Genomic DNA, 18,825 nt, shown 5'->3' with positions numbered 1-18,825 from the left:
GCAAGGTTATATCAGTCATTCTTGACCCAACCCGGATACTTGAAGTCACACTTCTGCCAGTTTTCGTTGATGCGTACATAAGTGTGTTTTTGCTTGTTCAGAATCCATTTCTGCAACACCTCTTCGCGACGCTTATCCATTACGATTTCTTTCAGATCCTGATAGTCTTCCGCGATGGTTGCTTTATGACCATTGATTTTCGTTTTCAATTTCACGATAGCGCATACTTCTTTTCCATCTTTCTCATTAATCATTGTAAAAGCTTTGGAAATCTCGCCAACATTCATCTTATCCACTACCTTAGCAACGTCTTGAGGAAGATCCTGCATCTGGAACTTAGAGGTAGTGATACCTGAATGTTCATTGATGTTCACCATGATACCATGATTGTTACGGGTATCCTTATCTTGTGAGATAACGGCAGCCGCATCATCAAATGTGAATTTGTTAGCACGAATATCATCTGCAATAGAATCCAGACGGGCACAAGCCTCGGTCAGTTCTTTTTCCGATACTTTCGGACGCAACAGGATATGGCGAGTATTAACACGGTCACCACGCTTCTCAATCAACTGGATAATATGGAAACCAAATTCCGATTCTACAATTTTGGAAACTTTCTTCGGGTCCTGCAAGCTGAATGCCACATTCGCATAAGCGGGGTCCATCATACCACGTCCCATAAATCCACATTCACCACCTTTAATGGCAGAAGCCTTGTCTTCAGAATACAAACGTGCCAATGTGGAGAAGTCGATTTCTCCTTTTGTCACACGATCCGTATAATCACGCAGTGTCTTCTTTACATCCTCGATTTCCGAAACGGGTATTTTGGGTTGCAAAGTAATAATCTGCACTTCCACCTGTGTAGGAATGTAAGGGATACTATCCTGTGGAAGGTCTTTGAAATAACGGCGTACTTCTGCCGGAGTCACTTTGATATCTCCTGCCAGTTTCTGCTGCATCTTCTGAACCGTCAATCCGTCACGTGCATTATCACGCAAAGTCTCACGAATCTGGGTGGATGTTTTATTGAAATACTCCTCCATTTTCTCTCTGGAACCGATCTGCTGGATGTACATATTGGTCATCATATCCACACGCTGAATGATTTCCGCTTCGGAAACCTCGATACTGTCCAACTTTGCCTGATGCAGGAATAACTTCTGCACAGCAATCTCTTCAGGAATTACACAATAAGGATCGCCTTCGAATCTGCGTCCATTATACAAGGCATCCATACGGGCCTCTTCTACATCTGATTTTAAAATAGCTTCGTCACCTACAACCCAAACTACTTCATCAACCACATTATCTTGTGCATAGGTTGCCACATTAGCAAATATTGCCAGGACAAGGGTAACAACAAATCTAAAGTTCACAAACTTCTTCATTCTTTGTATTTAATAATTATATATAATCTTCTTCTTACTTACCGCCTGCTGATACAAGTCGTTCTTTACCTGTTCCATAAAGCTCACCCGTTTCTGATTCACCAGTAAGTCTTTCACTTCCGACCGGGCAAATTCATACGGTTTCTCCTCACCAACTCCACGATAATCACTCACATTCAGGAAATAATAATAAGCCGTATCTTTCAATTCTACCTGACGGTGTTTGTTTACGTACTCTTCCGGTGCCTCTACTTTCAACGGAATCATGTCCAGGACATCGGTCACAGACACCCATTTATCATAGAAATATTCATATTTCACCGCATTCTGCAAACTATATTTTTCCAGACTCTCAATAGCATCCTGTTTTTCCGACTTATACCATCTGCGCACATTGTTCAACTGCGGAGCTGTCAACGGCACTTTAATAAACAATCCCTTAATCAACGGGCTTTCCAGTTTAAACAATTCCTTGTTTTTGCCGTAATACTCTGCTATCTCGTGTTCGGAAATATCATTCGTCAACTTCTGGTTAATCAACTCCTGCTGATAAGTATGCATGATCAACGCTTTCCGATAATTCTCCACCAGTTTGTCTACATCCACATTATCTGGGATATTGTTCGCAGCTTTCTCATACAATAAAATCTCTTCCGCCCAACTACGAATATAGTGCTCGGCGAAGAGAATGCTATCATCTTTTGACAATCCGACCGGAAGCACGGACATCAAATCTTCTTTATATAAAAAGTTACCGTCCACCTCTACCAAAGGAGTCTTTCCTTTGTGGTCGCGCTGTTCCTTGCACGCTCCACAACCAAGAAGGGTAATCAGTAAGAGGACTAATATTCGCATCGGCAACTAAAATCTACTTATTTAAGGTACGAAGATAGTGAATAATCGGTTACATCAGTTATTATTAACTGTTTTTAAAACCTCTTGGTTTATTTCAACCTTACCGGACTCACTCAATTCCCGCATCCAGCACGTGTCAAGATAGCTTCGATAATCCTTTCGAACCCGATCAATTACTTCCCGATAATCCTCCGGACCTTTCATTTTTTTGCCTACAACAATAGTAAAAGGATAAGACACCAAAGGGTCAAAATCACCCTTCTTAAAAACCAGTTTATCTATATATTTATTGTCTCCGTCGGCAAAAATTCCTTGTTCAACTTGTATCTTTTCCTCCCCGGATGTATTAAAAGTTTGCCGAAGCTTTTCCGCCCACTCTTTTTCCGGCACTTTCTTCAGCATTTTTTTGGCTTGCTTTGCCGTCTTTTTATCAACGCAATGAAGCACGACTCCTCTATACCGGGGACTCTCCCACCGATAATCCGACGAATGAAATTTAAAATAAGTAGCCAATCCCGCGCGGTCATTGGCTGCGGGCAAATCTATTTTCTGACGTGTTATCTCTTCCACCAAATAGTTTTCATCAGATTCCCGCAAGGCATAAGGTATTTCAGGATGCTTTTTATCGATGTTCCGGCTTTCATAATCCAGCAATGACTTGGCTATAAATCCTTCCAACTGCCGTTTGACAGCTTGAGGATGGGAAGAGGCAAAATGAGTGAACATAGTTCCGGTGTACGCTTGTCCGTCAATCGTAAACAGGGTTTGTTCTGTACGGCCTTTCGCCAGCAATTCTTCCATTGCCGCCTGATTGGGAATATACTGCCATGCTTTTTTCAATCGCTCGAGCACCGCACCTGTACCTTTGTCCAAAATTTCCTTGCGCCGTAACCGTTCCATTAATCTGACACTGACATTTTCATAAGCAGCCGTTTCCTCCCGATCGACCACTTTCAAGATATGAATCCCTTCAGGAGTGAAAAAAGGCTGGGATACCATACCTTTTGCCAAAGAGAAAGCAACATTCTCAAACTCACTCGTTGTTTCCAGACATTCAATCCATCTACTTTGCTTATCATCCGAGTATATTTCGACCAAACGGTTAAAATTCAAATCCGGCTGATTCTGTATCACCCGGTATATAGAATCCATCCGCGTTTTTTCTTCTTCTAAATGCCTGGAAGTGATTATCTGCGGCAAACGTTTGAAAATCTGCATCACCTGTACCCTGCCGCTACGTGCCTTCAGTCCCATTTTCTGATAGATAGCACGGGCACAGCTATCCATCACTTGCCTGTCTATCAGATAAGATTCCACCAATTCGGTCCGGCATTTCTCCTGTTGTTTACGAAAAACAGAAGTCGTATCAAGTCCGGCAGCCCTGGCAGCTTCCACTTTCAATTTCGATTGAGCGAAAAGTGCTGCATACTCTTTCGGTGAAAGTTCGACATTTGAACGTTCCGCATAACGGTGGTACGCATATTCAAATTCCGAACGGAGTATCTCTCTTCCGTTCACACGCATCAATACGGGATCTTCCCGCGCAAAGGCCACGACTACAAAAAGAGAAATACATCCCAACAACAGGCTTCTTTTCATCATCTATTTTATTTTCCAATCAATTAAACAACAAGCATCATGACAATAACAGATAAATAACAAACGGTGAGCAGTGAACACCCTGCTGACAACACAGCCTGTTCACCGTTCACCGTTACTAGTTCACCGTATTTATCTATTACTCCGGACGGCTATAGTTCGGCGATTCACTAGTAATCGTCACGTCGTGCGGATGACTTTCCATTACACCTGCATTGGTAATGCGGGTAAATTTAGCGTCATGAAGTTTCTCAATATTGGCAGCACCGCAGTATCCCATACCTGCACGCAAACCACCACTCAGTTGATAAACAACTTCGAAAAGCGTACCTTTATAAGGAACACGGGCAGCGATTCCTTCCGGAACAAGCTTCTTCACATCAGCAGTTCCACTCTGGAAGTAGCGGTCTTTCGAACCATTCTCCATTGCTTCCAACGAACCCATACCACGATAGGATTTGAATTTACGACCATTGAAGATAATAGTGTCACCCGGAGATTCCTCTGTTCCGGCAACTAATGATCCGATCATTACGCAATATCCTCCAGCGGCCAACGCTTTCACCACGTCGCCCGAATAACGCAAACCACCATCGGCAATCAAAGGAATACCTGTACCCTTCAACGCTTTTGCAACATCATAGACAGCAGATAACTGCGGAACACCTACACCGGCAACCACACGAGTTGTACAGATAGAACCCGGACCGATACCTACTTTCACAGCATCCGCACCAGCTTCCACCAAAGCTTTGGCAGCTTCTCCGGTAGCAATGTTACCTACCACAATATCAATATTCGGGAAGCGTTTCTTTGCTTCTTTCAGTTTTTCAATCACAAATTTAGAGTGTCCGTGAGCTGTATCAATCACGATTGCGTCCGCACCGGCATCCACCAATGCTTGCATACGCTCCAATGTATCGGCAGTAACACCTACACCGGCAGCTACACGCAGACGACCTTTGGCATCTTTACAAGCCATCGGTTTATCTTTTGCTTTTGTAATATCTTTATAAGTGACAAGACCGATCAACTTTCCATCCATTCCGACAATCGGAAGTTTCTCAATCTTATGTTTCTGAAGAATCTGTGCAGCAGATTCCAAGTCTGTAGACTGGTTGGTAGTCACCAATCTTTCTTTCGGAGTCATGACAAGATCAATATGTTTTGCCATGTCTCTTTCGAAACGCAAATCTCTGTTGGTAACAATACCCACCAGATAACCTTCATCATCTACCACAGGAATACCACCGATTTTATATTCTGCCATAATGTCCAGTGCATCCTGAACAGTAGAACCTCTTTTGATCGTTACAGGGTCATAAATCATACCATTTTCGGCACGCTTTACGATAGCAACTTGTCTTGCCTGTTCTTCGATAGACATATTTTTGTGAATCACACCGATACCACCTTCACGGGCAATGGCAATAGCCATTTTCGCTTCGGTAACCGTATCCATGGCAGCCGTCACAAAAGGTATTTTTAACTCAATGTTTTTTGAAAACTTTGTCGAGAGATCGACAGTGCGCGGTAAAACTTCAGAATAAGCGGGGATCAACAATACATCATCGTAAGTCAACCCATCCATTACAATCTTATCAGCAATAAATGACATAGGGCTATGCGTTTAAAATTTATTGCGTGCAAATATACGGTTTTTATTCAAAATGCGCAAACTGTGTACCAGAATATTTAATGAAGGGGGACTAATTAATACTTATCAGAAAGAATTGCCTTAAAAGAACACATTCAAAGAACCGAATTAAAGAACAACTTTAAAGAACAAGATTATGGAAAGGCAGATTTTTATTAATGAGATGCAAGCTCGTTTCAATTTAAGAAAACCACGTAGCGAGAAGCCAACCAATCTCTATTTAGTATGCAGAATAAACAACAAACAGGTTAAACTATCTACAGGGGTAAAGATATATCCAGACCACTGGAATGAAAAAAGACAAGAAGCATATATCAGCGTACGCCTATCAGAGTTAGATAATATAAATAACACTATAGTGAACAAGAAAATCACAAAACTAAAAGAATATTTCATCGAATTTAAGCATTATCTTTGTATGCATCCAGACGAGATTGGAGAAAGTATGAAACTATTAAAACAACACATATATAAAGATAGGATGAAGAAAGAATTACAGAAACCCGCAACTTTTATAATGAAACAAATTATAGAAGCAAAGACTTGTGCAGAAAGCAGCAAGAAACAATATCGTTCTAACATAGACAAATTCGAGCGTTTTCTCAAAGAGAATGAAATCCCCAATACATGGGAGAGCATGAATTTAGATACCATTAATCGCTACCAAAAGCAAATCATAAAAGAAAATCCATTACATCCTCATAACACTTTGCGTAACATAATTAAAGGAACTATTTTTAATTTACTAGGAATAGCAGATAAAAGACTGGATATTCCTTTCAAATGGTCTGACAGCAATTTAAACAGTTTTGAGTTCGTGAAAGATAAATCCAACAAAGAATTAGCAGACAACAAAAAAGTTTCATTAACAGAAGAGCAACTGAATAAATTCTACAAGCATATCATAACAGGAACAGAAAGACAAATAAAGAAATACACAGAAATCAGAGACTTATTCATACTACAATGTTTAGTTGGGCAACGAATTGGAGATATGCAAAAATTCTTTAATGGAGATAATGAAATGGACGAAGAAGCAGGAACCATCTCCATTATACAACAAAAGACAAAAGCCAGAGCTATAATTCCACTATTGCCATTAGCCAAAGAAATTATATCCAAATATGAGAATAAAGAATTATTATATTATAAAGAAAGAAAGTCCATTGTCAATGAAGCCTTAAAAGAAGTAGCAGAACAAGCAGGATTAGATGAGCCTATCACTTATGAAGAAAACGGGATTAAACAAACCCAACCTCTTTATAAATTACTGCATACACATACAGCAAGGCATACTTTTATCACAATATTGTGTAGAAAAGGCATCCCCAAGGAAACTGTTATTATAGCGACAGGACATGAAGATACAAAAATGATAGACAAAGTTTATTCTCATTTAAACAGTAAAGATAAAGCAAAGAAAGTCTCTAATGCTTTCAAAAGTTTAAATAATGGCATTTTCAATATGGGCAAGGTGGAAACATATTCTCTCAATGAAGCGAAGCCTATGAATGATGTGACTAATAATATCACCTTCGATACTCTGTTGGACACTCAATTTTTTGCGTCTAAAATCAATAAGGCTGCTGAACTACAATCACAGGTAGGTCATTTGAAAAATGGGAAACTGTGTAGTTATGACAATGAAATCACGTCTCTTATAAGCGAGATAGAAAAATTCTCCCAATCTTCCACTTCTGATTCTGATGTGGCAAAACAATATGTGAAACAGTTATCTGTCTGGAAGCAGTCTGATTTGTATGACAGTTTTAGAGAAATGATTATCAAGTGTGTCAAGATTGGTATCAGTAAGGATGCAATTATGCAGTTTATCAATAAGGCATTGGAAATAGGCTTGTTGGATAAGGAAAGATTCACCAATATAAAAGAAATCACTACAGCCTTATTGGATAAAAGGAATCAGGGCTGACGAGCTTTTTAGGAAATCAAGGCTTCTGGTAAGCCTGAACATCATATTCTCCCCGAACAGCTACAGCTATGGGGAGAATTTTTGCTTTATCGCATCCTCAACTCAAATATTCCACAATTTCGACTTGTCGTTTGGTGATGCGGTCGGGACTTTATACCTTTGCAACGTGATTGAAAGTCAGAAATGACCGAGTTTCTCATCACCCAGATTCACCACTACAAACCTAAATCTACTCCAAATGAAAGAACTGACCTACGCAGACATTCGTAAAATGGCACTGGAGCACGGTATCAAGGACACAAGGCTACATATTGGACTTTGGGCTTCTGACCGATACGTCAAGAAGAGAAAAATGATACAAGGCAAGACTTACACAATCTATCTGCCATATCATAAGCCGGAGCAGAAACAGTTTTAAGTCCTAGACCTACTTTCAACTATTAAACAGAGTACACCATTGTCAACTAATCATCTAATTAGTATCACTATCTACTAATGTGCTTACTAATACAGCAAAGTTGTGTGCTGAAGTATTGATATTACCAGATTATAAAGGTGTGCTTATTCCCCCCTTTAGCGGTGTGCTTAATCCCCTTTTGGAGCGTGCTTATTCACCCCCTGTCTACACTCCTAGATACTACACTCCATACAGCCATACTGTAAAGTTCTGACGAACTTTCAGTAGGTGGGATAAGTAGGATATATAAATCAATAATATATGTGGCATTATAATAATAATTTATATGAGAAACTAAGCGAACTAAGGAAAGTGAACAGACTAAGTTCCACTAAAATGAGATTCTTGTTAAAGACCAATCAGATTATCTTGATTAACCATATTGAGCGTTTGCCTTATGAAAGACACGAAACTTCCATTCAAGGAGTACACAGTAATGAGTAATAATCTGATTCAGAATCTAAACTGTTCAGATGTGTACAGGACTTATACCTTGCTACTGACAGCAGATAAAGATTCTTTGGAAACTAATACTACATTAAAACAGCTTGCAGGGTTTGTAGGGGAAGAACTGGATAATTACAAGAAGAGTAAGAGTACATTATCCTTCAATGACAAATTAAGGGCTACAGGCGAGGTTGTTATACGTGATATAGATTCCAAACAGAAGGACAGACATTGGACTATGTACAGATTCAACCAAGTAGAGCCAGGCAATTATAGAAGAATTGGCAGAGAGTTCTACGATACTTACAATACTTTAGATTTGAAGTTAAGAGGATTCATATTAAAGCTATTCAGTGTAACAGAGCCGCATAGCCATGTTATCAAATTATCACCCATAAGGAAATTGGAGAAGCGTATTCACATGGGACATGATACTATTAGTCGGTACATAGAGCAGTTAAAGGATTTGGATTTATTGGATGAAATTGGTGACTGTCTGATTCTAAAGGTCAAAGGCTTAATAATAGACCAGCCTAAAGATAAGCAAGTAAAGAAACTAATTGCCATGTTCGACCACATGATAGAGTTCAACGAAGGCAATAACAAACCATTATCCAGAGAATGTATGATTTATAAGAAGTATAAGGAGAATGGATTTAAAGATGTCAAGAATATCCACGCTTTTATGAAGTCAATACAAGCAGGTACAGTAGGAAGAAAGCGACCTGTTAAGGAAGATATACCTTATGAGATTATTCTGTAGTTAGTTTGTAAGCAATAAAGCTCCAGACCATTAAACGGGTTTGGGGCTTTTTATGTATATCCCCCACCCAAGAATATAGGTACTTGAAATTCATACCCCCGCCCCTTTTCTTGAGGAAGTGTTTCTATTTAGACTTTATGCTTTGATAGAGTGAAATATTTGATTTGTCAGTAAGCGTATCAGATGTATATTGTGCATAAGCCCCTTCTATTACCCAATAATCCCCTCACCAATCATTAGGAAAAATGAAAGGATAACATGAATTGCTATTCAGCCCACAAACGCTTTGAACTTCTGAAATGTGCGGACTTATCAACGATTTGTATATGTCTACATATAAAGATGCACAGAGGAAAGTGATAAGAAAGAACTTCATGTCAAGCCCTCATTTTGTCCTTAAATACACTATTTACTAATCTATTATTATGCGTATGGAGAATTTAAAGATTTTATTGACGTTTGGAATAATTCTAATTGTGCCAGTAGTCTTAATGCCACAGTTCTTTATTGGATTATTAATACTGATTGTGGCTTGGTTAGCTTTCAGACAGAGGAATTTCTAATATTAACTAAATAAATTACAGATTATGGAATCAACATTACAGATTATGCCAGTACAAAGAACTAGTAGAAACTTTGGTGAATATGCAGAAGAAGCGGTAATAATTGAAGAGCCTGTTATTAAGCAGAAGCGACCTCTATTCATTGAAGCTAATACAATTGAAGCCAGTTTGGAGCATCTAAGGAATGATTGCATTATACCCGTATTCGCAAAGGACAACGAAGCTACATTATCTCATGTGGCTTTCATTGAATCGGTACAGGATGCAACTAATACATTCTTTAGTGGTGAACAAATTGAATCGCCAGATATTCGTGTTTCTCATGTAATCAAAGGTAGGATTCCCGAAGCGATACACAAACCAGCCAATCAGTTATTAGAAAGTGACAAGACTATCTACTACGAAAGGTGCGCTTTTGTTATTGAAGTTCCTACTATCTATGAGACAGTACACGGTAACAGGCTAATTCTTACTATTGGTGGTGTCAGAGCTTATAACCACACCAATCTTTATTCAAAGAAAGGTGCGGAGCGGTTCAAAGTGTTTATTGGCTTTACTTGTAAGGTTTGTACAAATCTATGTGTATCTACGGACGGTTATCTTAGTTGCTTGGAAGTTACCAATACAAGGGATTTATATCAAGCGGTATTGGAAATGTTTCACAAATACGATGCAGCCAAACACATACATTTGATGCAGTCTTTAGGCAATACCAGTATGACGGAGCATCAGTTCTGCCAACTACTTGGAAGAATGAGGCTTTATCAGTCATTACCGCAAGGCTATCAGAAAGATATACCTAAAATGTTGCTTACTGATACACAGGTTAACAATGTGGCTAAAGCGTATATCAATGATGAGAACTTTGGTAGCTTGGGGAATGATTTGTCTATGTGGAAGTTCTACAACTTGCTCACAGGTGCAAATAAGAGTAGCTATATAGATTCATTCTTGGATAGAGCCTATAATGCTACAGAACTTGCAACGGGTATATGTTCCGCTTTACATGGTGATGACAAGTATCAATGGTTTCTTAGTTAGTGGTATTACAGAGTACTTAAAAGGGGCATCCATATAATAAGGGTGTCCCTTGATTATTCATTACCTATTAATACTCAAAAGATTATGTTACAAGCGTTACTAGTCGTTATATCTTGGATTATCTTGTTACTTGTTATGTGTGCAATTTCACCTGTTGTATTCTTCTTGATGATTATTTGGACTATATACAAGATTATTACGATGAAGTAGTACATGAAGAACTAATAAGGGTATCTATATACTATATATAGGTACTCTTTCTATTTATAAACCTCTTAAATATTTGGAATATGGTAATAGAAGGCAGTCGCGAATACAAGGCAGCGCAAGAACTTGAAAGAGCCTTGAACGATTATAGTTGGAATCCTAAAAGATTTGCTGAAAGTACAAGGTGTTATCACCGTACACTACAGCAGGAATTAATGAAAACCATAGTGGAGATTATTCGCATGGTTGGTAGTAAGGACTATGGTACAGACCTTAGGAATCAGGCATCGCACGAACTTTGCAAACGGATAGTTGACAGTGGTGTGTTGGATGAAGCTCACCTACCTTTTATATAGGTTGAATGAAGTAAGGGCATTATTTACTTAGTGTCCTTGCTTCATAATATTCACTTTGTTAATTAGTGAATGTTTATCTAATAATCAGCAAGTTAGATATTCCAACTCAAAATTAATATTCACTTTTATTAGTTTCACTATAAAACAGAACATTATGTCACTTAAATATTCAAGTACAACAGCAGATTATCTGCAATGGAGCGAAGCAATGAACTTAATAAGAAAGTTGGCAAGGGATAGTAATTATAAGATGTCACTTCTTGTCGCTTTGGGTTGCTTCACAGGTCTTAGAATTTCTGATATTCTTGCTTTAAGGTGGAATCAGATATTAGATGCAGAAGAATTTACCATTATAGAGATTAAGACAGGGAAGCAAAGGACAATTAGGATTAATATGCAGCTACAACAACATATCAGAGATTGTTATGAGCATATAAATCCAGTTGGCATAAATGCTCCTGTATTGATAAGTCAGAAGGGAACAGTGTACACAGTTCAGAGAATCAATGTCATGCTGAAAGAGATTAAGAAGAAGTACAGGTTACATATAGGCAATTTCAGTTGTCATTCTCTTAGAAAGACTTTTGGCAGACAGGTTTATAATATGAATAACGATAATTCGGAGCTTGCACTTGTTAAGCTCATGGAGCTATTCAATCATTCCAGTGTATCAATTACTAAAAGATACTTAGGATTGAGACAGGAAGAACTATTAAATACCTATGACTGTCTTAGCTTCTGATAATTGAGATTTGAGACAGAATGAATCGGAGTTTACTTATTTATGCTCTGAATAGTTCTGTCTCAATTTATGGATATTCAGAGTAGAAATAGCTCTCAACTCTCATTTTAACAGATACATTTAATTGCAGAATAAAATACCTTTCATTATCTTTGTGCCAATCCTAGAAATAGGAGGACATATTAACGAAAGGCATTTTGTTATTGTCTCTATTCATCGAATCTTGCAAATTTGAAACCATACAGAGACAGTAACAACAATGCCCGTGCTGATGTTTACTTTCTACTCCAATAGAGTAGCCTGTAATATTATTGGCATGGGTAACTGTTGTTATATCTTGTATGGTAGGTTTTGCAAGAACCTGATGAATGAGGTGTACAATGGTTCCCATGCCTTTCTGTATGTAGAATTGTATCTATTGGGAACTAGGTACAACTAATAATAGACTATGGAACAGGCATATTTACAACTAGCTCCTACCTCTCAAACAGTATGTAGACAGTTAAAATCTTCACTAAATCCAGAGATTAGGCATTTTTATATTAAAATCTTTGGGTAAATAAACTAAGTAATTATTATATTTGTGACAAGATAAAGTATTATAGCAACCAATTATATGCTATCAGTTCTCTAATACTTTAAATACTATGATTAACTACTTTCTTGGGGAGAATTGGGAAGTATAAATCAATATCTATAAGAAGCAGACATACTACTTATTTATCTATTCAGTTCTATTATCAGATAGTAGAATGAATCCACAGAATTATATTCAACCTTTTAACAAGGATTATTTAGATTATATACCCTTCACTATGAAAGGTTGAATAGCAACTAACATACAGAACTATTAAAATTTAAGATTATGTATTCATTGATAATTTTATTAAGCAGAGGTAGGATGTCAGACTATGCAGATTTTAACAGTAACGGTAGTGTGGCATTACATATAATAGTCATACTTGTTATTGCAGGTTTCTTCTTATATGCCTGCATAAAGAATAAATAGGACAAACATAAATAAATGGAATTATGTATCGCAAATTAATGGTAACTTTAAAAGGAAGTGACATAATAATCAATCTGGAAGAGGGAAATGTAATAGACAGTGTCATAACATCACGTTTCAGACATCCAGACTTTCTGCCGCAACAAAATATATTAATTGGCATACCGCATACCAATACCCAAGAATTTATAACAGATATTAGTCAGCAAGTTACTTTCTTAAATGAGAAGCAAGGAGATGTAACTGCCATGACTATTTTGGATGCAATATTTAATTCATGCCAAAAGCATATAAGGCAATATTATAGGCTTATAGATACGGATATGTACACCTATATTGATGCCGCTATGCACATTATGGATGCTTGTCACTTCTTTAATGAGAAACAAATGCAAGAATATTATCAATTCTGTGCTTCCCAAACTATTAATAGATTTTCTTATGCCTTATGGCTTAATACTGGTGACGAATTAGTAAAATTAACTGATTTGAAGTAACTATAATCGTAAATGAATGAGAGTATGAATCGTTTACAAACATTTATTATCAATTTCAAGCAGAAATGTTTGGAGCATGGCGTTGAATATAAGCCAAGAGATAAAAAGGAATTTGATAATTTTTATAAAATGGGATTTGTTTTAAGCAATTATAAATTAGGGTACTATGATGTGCACTTATTAATTGATTATGAGGATAATCTAAAAGCAATTCACCTATTGGGAATTGAACCTCACATCTCTATGATTGCAAAGGAGATACAGAGTACGAATGTATTTTGTGGCATTCCCGTTATTGTTAGTGCCTTGAATAATCAATATTCGCCTGCATCCATTACTATGATTTGTATATAAATTTATACGGTATGCTCGTATGAAAAAGATATTATTAAAGTGCACCATATTAATCGTTGTACTTTGTTCTTGCCAATCCAGACAGCAAGTAACAGCACCAATTTCCACTATAGATAGTACATTACAAACTAATGCTACTGCCATATTGGAAAGCAAGTTATCAGAGATAAATGCCCAATCTGGGCAGGTTGTAGTTATGGAAGTTCAGACAGGGCAAATAAAAGCTCTGGTTGGACTTACTAAGAAAGACAGTACGAACTACCAATCATGTGAGAACTTCTCTGTATGGCAGTCTACTGGTCTGATGCACCCAATATCGCTATTGGTAGCTTTAGAAACTGGTAAGGTGAAATTGAGTGATAAGGTTGATACAGGAAATGGTATCTACCAAGTTCATGGCAGAGAGCTTAAAGACCATAATTGGCATAGAGGTGGATATGGTGAGCTTACAGTACAGGAAGGATTGGCAGCTAGTTCCAATATTGCCATTTATAAGACAATGGAGAAGGCTTTTGGTAATAATCCCCAATCGTACTTTGATTTATTAGCTAATATGAGCTATGGTAAACCGGATAGTATTACAGGAATAGCCAATCTAAAGCCTGCACACTTTGTAGCTCCTAAAGATAACAACTGGACAAAGACAGCCTTTGTATGGTCTAGTATTGGTTATAACCAACACGTATCGCCAATTCAAATACTAACCTTCTATAATGCTATCGCCAATAATGGGAAGATGATACAGCCTCAACTATATAAGGATAGTGTAGTAGTTATTAATCCCCAAATAGCTAGTAGGGCTAGTATTGATAGTTTGAAGAAAGCTCTAGTATTTAATATTACTGACGGATTATGTCAACCTGCCAAGTCTGATAAGGTAGTAGTTGCAGGTATGCAGGGAACTAGTTCATTATCTACTAATGAGGATAGTACTAAGGATATGTATGCGGTAGAGTTCTGTGGTTACTTCCCTACTGATAATCCTAAGTATAGTATCATTGTATCTATTAATAAGGCTGGATTACCTGCAAGTGGTGGACTAATGGCAGGCGATGTATTTAAGAAGATTGTTGATTATATTAAAGACTGGGAAGTATGAGTGTAATAGTGTTTATTATTTGCCTTATTTCGTGTATAGCAAGTATAATAGGATATTTGAGAAGAAAGTATAAGTGGCGGTCTAGATTTATGCAGTCAAATCGTAAACTAAACCATTATGATAAACGGAGTCCTTATGATATATATACTCGTGATATAGATATAGATGCACCAAACCCTTATAATGTGTACAAACTATTTGTTGGACAAAACAAGAATAGTGATTACCAACAAAGGGAGCATGATTACCATTGGTATAGGTTTGATAGGTATGAATTGACAAGTTCCAAGAAGTATATATTTACAAATATAGTCTTGTGTATAGCAATGGCAGTTATGATTATTCATTATACCTTTCTAGTTATGGACGGTGTTGCTATTTTAGAGGGAGGTTATCAATATATTCCACTACTAATATCTGTGGCTATTTGTACAAACAAATTAATCACTAAATACAAAGCATACAAGATAGCAAAGGTTATTAATAATATATATGATAATATGTTGCCTCAAATAATAGAGAGGAAGAAGGTAAATCTAAGTTTTAAATATTTAGGAGAGTATGTTACTCTTAAATTCAAATTTGTTCCGCATTCTCACCTTCTACAGATAGATGAAATAGAATATGAATGGGGGGAGATAGATGTATTTATTGCTATAAACAATAATGAAACACAGCTAGAATTTTCATTTTTTTGGAGAAAGCAACAATGAATATAAACATTTGTGCTAAATGTGATTCTGGGGAATTAACAGAAGAGGGAGTGAATGAATTATGATAAGAATGACAAGTAATGATTATTATGACTTCTTGGAGAAGGTTTTAGAGAGATACGAAACAGGAGAGCTATCAGAGGAAGAAGCAAGACAAATGGTGAATGATGCTGTTATTGATGAATGGAAGTCAGACCCACGTGAACCGCATGATGTACCAGATGATTATATACCACCTAGTAGTAATTGTTAATATGATGACTATTGAAGAATTAATGAATAAATTAGGATTGGTAGAAGTATCTAAGGTAGATAAGCAACTGTTAGAACACTTACTTCATCTATATAATACAGGTCAATTAAAAGCTGTATCTATAAGCCGAGAGGAAGCACTACTACAAATGGCAGATGCATATCTTAATAATTGCTTACCTCAAATTGATGATATTATATATAGAGATTAGTAGAAGGGACGACCTATGGATTTAATGGAAGAAATGTGGATAAGCAGACCACAAAGAAGAATGACTAAACTGTCTGATTTATCAGACGGAAGTATTGCACGTATAAAGTTCTATAATGCGAATAAGGAATATACTGTAGATAGCTTTAAAATAATGTTTGCTGAATATCAGAAGTCTATATACTGCAATCAAGAAGTTATAGGAGTATGCCATTCTATTAGTGATTATAGCTACATAGTAGATTATATTAATAATTCCCATTTCAGAAACGAATTAGATATATTTACTCCAGAATTTGATAAGAAGCGTACTCACCACATAATATCTCATAAGTCAGACAAAGACACATTACAAGTGAAAGTAATTTCTAATGAAGGAGTTATTAAGAGCTATGATATGTCTGCAACTGGAATGTCATTTGAAGATATGTATGAAATTATAGATAAGGAGCGTAATGGATATGAATGAAATTGATTTAGTTTTACAGAAGTTCCAGAATATAAAAAGGAATGAATTGCTGATATTAGTAAGTAGTCTATTAGATTACTGGGATAACAAATGTCCTGAATCTCTAACTTCTCTTAGGGCAGATGTCGATAAATGGTGTAGTAATCCTTTACCGTTTCTGTATTGTTCCTTGAAAGCACATAAGGCAATTGTTGAATCAGAAGAGTTCTTTAATCTACTTAGTAAAGTAGAGAATTATGAATACATTAATGATAATCTACGTATAATGGGACTTAAAGTAATTGGGACTGATATTAAATTAGATGAGTATTCGGAAGTTATTCCAGATGAGAACACAGAGTTCCACAACTTAGGATATCCTATATATGAAGAGTGGTGGAATTACTAACATGAATGGGATTTGGTACAGCAGTTGGAGTTCCTACTGCGGCTACTATTAACAATTATGACAATGGAAAGTGAGAATAAAACAATACCAGAGTGGTGCACTATTGAATGTGAGAAGATAGTTGAAGAAATTGCACCCGGATTCAAATGTATTAAGAACGCTATAACAGGTGAAATATTAGCTTTTATACATGAGGAGTTAGATGATGATATGCTAGATGAACAGGCAGATGAATAACTATGAATATGATAACAGCAGAGTATTGGATGTATGGAAACAATGACAGCAAGTGAGATAATGGACATCATGGAAGAGTTGGGTATTTGTGTAGATAGCTTCACTGATGATATATACATACCCACTTTAGAGGAACTATGTAGAATGTTTGGAGTTAATAGCTTAGAAGAGCTTAGAAATATGCCTCACGGTCCAATGGCTTTCTGATATTAATAAGAAGAATTTATGAGAAGTTTAATAAGTATGGATTTGGTACAACAGCTCCTATGATTATGAATAATTATGGCAAAGAAGAAAGGTCCTTATGTGGAGATAATAGGTAAATGGAAACATGAATGTGTATCTCCTTCTAGACGTTATGACACAAATTTAGAAACTGGAGAAGTAATAATAGCAGATACGTTCTGTACATGGGAAGACTGGGAAGATTGGTTTGATTCTATGGAAGATGTAGAATCTACTAAAGAAGACGAGCAGGCAGATGAACAATTTAGCAACAATACTTAATATTCTTGTGCTAGTTTAATTGATTAATAATTAAAAACTTCATACAACATGAGAAGTGTAGAAATGGAAATGATTAATGGGAATAAAGTTAGCAAACTTAAGGTTATTGTAGATTATGATAGTAAAGAACCTAGTACTAATGAAGCAGACGGGACTATAGTTATTAATTTAGCAAATGCAAGGATTCCTTTCGCTTGTCCAGAAGAGGTATTCATTACAGAAGCTTTAGATAAATACATAGGTATTATAAGGGATTACATCATAGAAGGACTTACTGATTGTTATGTAGAATACGATGAGAATGGTAAGGAGATATTTATACCCAAATCTAAGTAAATGAGCTAGGTAAACTAGGATATAAGAATGGAGGTAAATTATGAATATGAAGAGAAACAAGAAACAACAGTATCGTGTAACTAGGTACGAACTGAATGATAAGAATGAACTAGTAAAGGTTGACAATCCTGTAAACTGTAACCCTAGAAAGAAGTTACCCAAACAACTAAAAGAGATGTTAGATAAGCTATTATTTAACGATTGATTAACATACTTCCGTTAGCTTAATTGGCTAATAATGAGTAACTTCACAAGAAATCGAGCTATATTCTTGTTCTATTAGATTTAATCATTAAGATATATTCTTTGATGTTAAAGTTTACCGTTTAGGTGGCTTATTAGGTACTTGACATAAATGATAACCACGGACTTTAAATACTTTCCAAGCTTGATTGTTCTTAAAACGGTCATTACACTTCTTACAGATAGGAGTAATATACTTGGTATAAATAAGTCTACCTTCTGTATCTAGTCGTCCATATTCAGCAAGTACATGCCCACCAACAGCAGGGTTGTCATTAGTAAATGACTTCTTACAGCAAGGGCATATAGTAATGAATCTTGTAAATATATTGGTTTTATAACAGTAGGCTATCCACGACTCGTAACCATATTTACACGCTTCATCATCAGCAACAGCTTGTAAACATGTTATCTCCTTCAAAATACCTGTAACCAATAGAACACCCATAACTAGCAACTTTTATGAAATTCTACTACAAAGATAAGAATTAAACTAATA

The 18,825-nt window shown here is 36.6% G+C and carries 23 protein-coding genes; 18 read left to right on the top strand and 5 right to left on the bottom strand.

Annotation, left to right across the window (positions count from 1 at the left end):
• Positions 1-11 precede the first annotated feature (11 nt).
• From NXV01_RS08080 to guaB, 4 genes are all read right to left on the bottom strand, one after another.
• Complete coding sequence (locus NXV01_RS08080) at positions 12-1,394, bottom strand: peptidylprolyl isomerase (protein WP_122138585.1); 1,383 nt, start codon at positions 1,392-1,394, stop codon at positions 12-14.
• A 9-nt stretch (positions 1,395-1,403) separates the two neighbouring features.
• Positions 1,404-2,249, bottom strand: coding sequence for a peptidyl-prolyl cis-trans isomerase (locus tag NXV01_RS08075; RefSeq protein ID WP_148366586.1), 846 nt, complete (start codon positions 2,247-2,249; stop codon positions 1,404-1,406).
• 54 nt (positions 2,250-2,303) lie between these two features.
• On the bottom strand, positions 2,304-3,848 hold the full coding sequence (locus tag NXV01_RS08070) for a peptidylprolyl isomerase (protein ID WP_234132385.1): 1,545 nt from the start codon (positions 3,846-3,848) through the stop codon (positions 2,304-2,306).
• 139 nt (positions 3,849-3,987) lie between these two features.
• Positions 3,988-5,466, bottom strand: a complete 1,479-nt coding sequence (gene guaB / locus NXV01_RS08065; RefSeq protein ID WP_148366587.1) for an IMP dehydrogenase — start codon at positions 5,464-5,466, stop codon at positions 3,988-3,990.
• Between the two features lie 175 nt (positions 5,467-5,641).
• Here guaB and NXV01_RS08060 point away from each other — a divergent pair, with 175 nt between their 5' ends.
• The 18 genes from NXV01_RS08060 (at position 5,642) to NXV01_RS07975 (ending at position 18,083) form a co-directional block, all read left to right on the top strand.
• Complete coding sequence (locus tag NXV01_RS08060; protein WP_008771052.1) at positions 5,642-7,435, top strand: site-specific integrase; 1,794 nt, start codon at positions 5,642-5,644, stop codon at positions 7,433-7,435.
• Positions 7,436-7,673: 238 nt separating this feature from the next.
• On the top strand, positions 7,674-7,853 hold the full coding sequence (locus NXV01_RS08055; protein WP_138301798.1) for a hypothetical protein: 180 nt from the start codon (positions 7,674-7,676) through the stop codon (positions 7,851-7,853).
• 436 nt (positions 7,854-8,289) lie between these two features.
• Positions 8,290-9,102 carry a hypothetical protein gene (locus tag NXV01_RS08050; protein WP_008016159.1) on the top strand — a complete coding sequence of 271 codons (813 nt, stop codon included), beginning with the start codon at positions 8,290-8,292 and terminating at the stop codon, positions 9,100-9,102.
• Between the two features lie 587 nt (positions 9,103-9,689).
• Positions 9,690-10,706 carry a DUF3871 family protein gene (locus tag NXV01_RS08045; protein WP_217728449.1) on the top strand — a complete coding sequence of 339 codons (1,017 nt, stop codon included), beginning with the start codon at positions 9,690-9,692 and terminating at the stop codon, positions 10,704-10,706.
• A gap of 290 nt (positions 10,707-10,996) precedes the next feature.
• A complete protein-coding gene (locus NXV01_RS08040; RefSeq protein WP_151937210.1) occupies positions 10,997-11,269 on the top strand; it encodes a hypothetical protein in 273 nt (90 codons plus the stop codon).
• A gap of 154 nt (positions 11,270-11,423) precedes the next feature.
• Positions 11,424-12,011 (top strand): tyrosine-type recombinase/integrase, encoded by a 588-nt coding sequence (locus NXV01_RS08035; RefSeq protein WP_195211086.1) that lies wholly within the window; start codon positions 11,424-11,426, stop codon positions 12,009-12,011.
• 1,032 nt (positions 12,012-13,043) lie between these two features.
• Complete coding sequence (locus NXV01_RS08030; protein ID WP_004296542.1) at positions 13,044-13,517, top strand: hypothetical protein; 474 nt, start codon at positions 13,044-13,046, stop codon at positions 13,515-13,517.
• 24 nt (positions 13,518-13,541) lie between these two features.
• Positions 13,542-13,871, top strand: a complete 330-nt coding sequence (locus NXV01_RS08025; RefSeq protein ID WP_004323044.1) for a hypothetical protein — start codon at positions 13,542-13,544, stop codon at positions 13,869-13,871.
• Between the two features lie 19 nt (positions 13,872-13,890).
• Positions 13,891-14,970 carry a penicillin-binding transpeptidase domain-containing protein gene (locus tag NXV01_RS08020; RefSeq protein WP_004317142.1) on the top strand — a complete coding sequence of 360 codons (1,080 nt, stop codon included), beginning with the start codon at positions 13,891-13,893 and terminating at the stop codon, positions 14,968-14,970.
• Entirely contained in the window at positions 14,967-15,683 is a 717-nt protein-coding gene (locus tag NXV01_RS08015; RefSeq protein ID WP_004323042.1) for a hypothetical protein, read from the top strand. The genes NXV01_RS08020 and NXV01_RS08015 overlap by 4 nt, the downstream gene beginning before the upstream one ends.
• Positions 15,684-15,744: 61 nt before the next feature.
• Complete coding sequence (locus tag NXV01_RS08010) at positions 15,745-15,936, top strand: hypothetical protein (RefSeq protein ID WP_080599548.1); 192 nt, start codon at positions 15,745-15,747, stop codon at positions 15,934-15,936.
• Between the two features lies 1 nt (position 15,937).
• Positions 15,938-16,147: a hypothetical protein gene (locus NXV01_RS08005; RefSeq protein WP_004317139.1), complete on the top strand. Its 210-nt coding sequence runs from the start codon at positions 15,938-15,940 to the stop codon at positions 16,145-16,147.
• A gap of 15 nt (positions 16,148-16,162) precedes the next feature.
• On the top strand, positions 16,163-16,615 hold the full coding sequence (locus NXV01_RS08000) for a hypothetical protein (protein ID WP_004317138.1): 453 nt from the start codon (positions 16,163-16,165) through the stop codon (positions 16,613-16,615).
• Complete coding sequence (locus tag NXV01_RS07995; RefSeq protein ID WP_259022133.1) at positions 16,602-17,003, top strand: hypothetical protein; 402 nt, start codon at positions 16,602-16,604, stop codon at positions 17,001-17,003. The genes NXV01_RS08000 and NXV01_RS07995 overlap by 14 nt, the downstream gene beginning before the upstream one ends.
• 63 nt (positions 17,004-17,066) lie before the next feature.
• Positions 17,067-17,240, top strand: coding sequence for a hypothetical protein (locus tag NXV01_RS07990; protein ID WP_227102944.1), 174 nt, complete (start codon positions 17,067-17,069; stop codon positions 17,238-17,240).
• A 33-nt stretch (positions 17,241-17,273) separates the two neighbouring features.
• Positions 17,274-17,447 carry a hypothetical protein gene (locus tag NXV01_RS07985; protein ID WP_004317137.1) on the top strand — a complete coding sequence of 58 codons (174 nt, stop codon included), beginning with the start codon at positions 17,274-17,276 and terminating at the stop codon, positions 17,445-17,447.
• A 75-nt stretch (positions 17,448-17,522) separates the two neighbouring features.
• Complete coding sequence (locus NXV01_RS07980) at positions 17,523-17,747, top strand: hypothetical protein (RefSeq protein WP_004323036.1); 225 nt, start codon at positions 17,523-17,525, stop codon at positions 17,745-17,747.
• A 48-nt stretch (positions 17,748-17,795) separates the two neighbouring features.
• Positions 17,796-18,083: a hypothetical protein gene (locus tag NXV01_RS07975; RefSeq protein WP_004323035.1), complete on the top strand. Its 288-nt coding sequence runs from the start codon at positions 17,796-17,798 to the stop codon at positions 18,081-18,083.
• A 319-nt stretch (positions 18,084-18,402) separates the two neighbouring features.
• On the opposite strand, the gene NXV01_RS07970 is transcribed toward NXV01_RS07975, so the two are convergent.
• Entirely contained in the window at positions 18,403-18,774 is a 372-nt protein-coding gene (locus NXV01_RS07970) for a hypothetical protein (protein ID WP_004323033.1), read from the bottom strand.
• Positions 18,775-18,825 lie beyond the last annotated feature (51 nt).

It is taken from the genome of Bacteroides sp. BFG-606 (assembly GCF_024788145.1).
GTDB lineage: Bacteria > Bacteroidota > Bacteroidia > Bacteroidales > Bacteroidaceae > Bacteroides > Bacteroides vicugnae.
This window is presented reverse-complemented; position numbering and strand designations above follow the sequence as displayed.

Coding starts and splice junctions, on each gene's coding strand:
- NXV01_RS08080 (WP_122138585.1), bottom strand. CDS start 1,394: ATGAAGAAGTTTGTGAACTTTAGATTTGTTGTTACCCTTGTCCTGGCA.
- NXV01_RS08075 (WP_148366586.1), bottom strand. CDS start 2,249: ATGCGAATATTAGTCCTCTTACTGATTACCCTTCTTGGTTGTGGAGCG.
- NXV01_RS08070 (WP_234132385.1), bottom strand. CDS start 3,848: ATGAAAAGAAGCCTGTTGTTGGGATGTATTTCTCTTTTTGTAGTCGTG.
- guaB (WP_148366587.1), bottom strand. CDS start 5,466: ATGTCATTTATTGCTGATAAGATTGTAATGGATGGGTTGACTTACGAT.
- NXV01_RS08060 (WP_008771052.1), top strand. CDS start 5,642: ATGGAAAGGCAGATTTTTATTAATGAGATGCAAGCTCGTTTCAATTTA.
- NXV01_RS08055 (WP_138301798.1), top strand. CDS start 7,674: ATGAAAGAACTGACCTACGCAGACATTCGTAAAATGGCACTGGAGCAC.
- NXV01_RS08050 (WP_008016159.1), top strand. CDS start 8,290: ATGAAAGACACGAAACTTCCATTCAAGGAGTACACAGTAATGAGTAAT.
- NXV01_RS08045 (WP_217728449.1), top strand. CDS start 9,690: ATGGAATCAACATTACAGATTATGCCAGTACAAAGAACTAGTAGAAAC.
- NXV01_RS08040 (WP_151937210.1), top strand. CDS start 10,997: ATGGTAATAGAAGGCAGTCGCGAATACAAGGCAGCGCAAGAACTTGAA.
- NXV01_RS08035 (WP_195211086.1), top strand. CDS start 11,424: ATGTCACTTAAATATTCAAGTACAACAGCAGATTATCTGCAATGGAGC.
- NXV01_RS08030 (WP_004296542.1), top strand. CDS start 13,044: ATGTATCGCAAATTAATGGTAACTTTAAAAGGAAGTGACATAATAATC.
- NXV01_RS08025 (WP_004323044.1), top strand. CDS start 13,542: ATGAATCGTTTACAAACATTTATTATCAATTTCAAGCAGAAATGTTTG.
- NXV01_RS08020 (WP_004317142.1), top strand. CDS start 13,891: ATGAAAAAGATATTATTAAAGTGCACCATATTAATCGTTGTACTTTGT.
- NXV01_RS08015 (WP_004323042.1), top strand. CDS start 14,967: ATGAGTGTAATAGTGTTTATTATTTGCCTTATTTCGTGTATAGCAAGT.
- NXV01_RS08010 (WP_080599548.1), top strand. CDS start 15,745: ATGATAAGAATGACAAGTAATGATTATTATGACTTCTTGGAGAAGGTT.
- NXV01_RS08005 (WP_004317139.1), top strand. CDS start 15,938: ATGATGACTATTGAAGAATTAATGAATAAATTAGGATTGGTAGAAGTA.
- NXV01_RS08000 (WP_004317138.1), top strand. CDS start 16,163: ATGGATTTAATGGAAGAAATGTGGATAAGCAGACCACAAAGAAGAATG.
- NXV01_RS07995 (WP_259022133.1), top strand. CDS start 16,602: ATGGATATGAATGAAATTGATTTAGTTTTACAGAAGTTCCAGAATATA.
- NXV01_RS07990 (WP_227102944.1), top strand. CDS start 17,067: ATGGAAAGTGAGAATAAAACAATACCAGAGTGGTGCACTATTGAATGT.
- NXV01_RS07985 (WP_004317137.1), top strand. CDS start 17,274: ATGGAAACAATGACAGCAAGTGAGATAATGGACATCATGGAAGAGTTG.
- NXV01_RS07980 (WP_004323036.1), top strand. CDS start 17,523: ATGGCAAAGAAGAAAGGTCCTTATGTGGAGATAATAGGTAAATGGAAA.
- NXV01_RS07975 (WP_004323035.1), top strand. CDS start 17,796: ATGAGAAGTGTAGAAATGGAAATGATTAATGGGAATAAAGTTAGCAAA.
- NXV01_RS07970 (WP_004323033.1), bottom strand. CDS start 18,774: ATGGGTGTTCTATTGGTTACAGGTATTTTGAAGGAGATAACATGTTTA.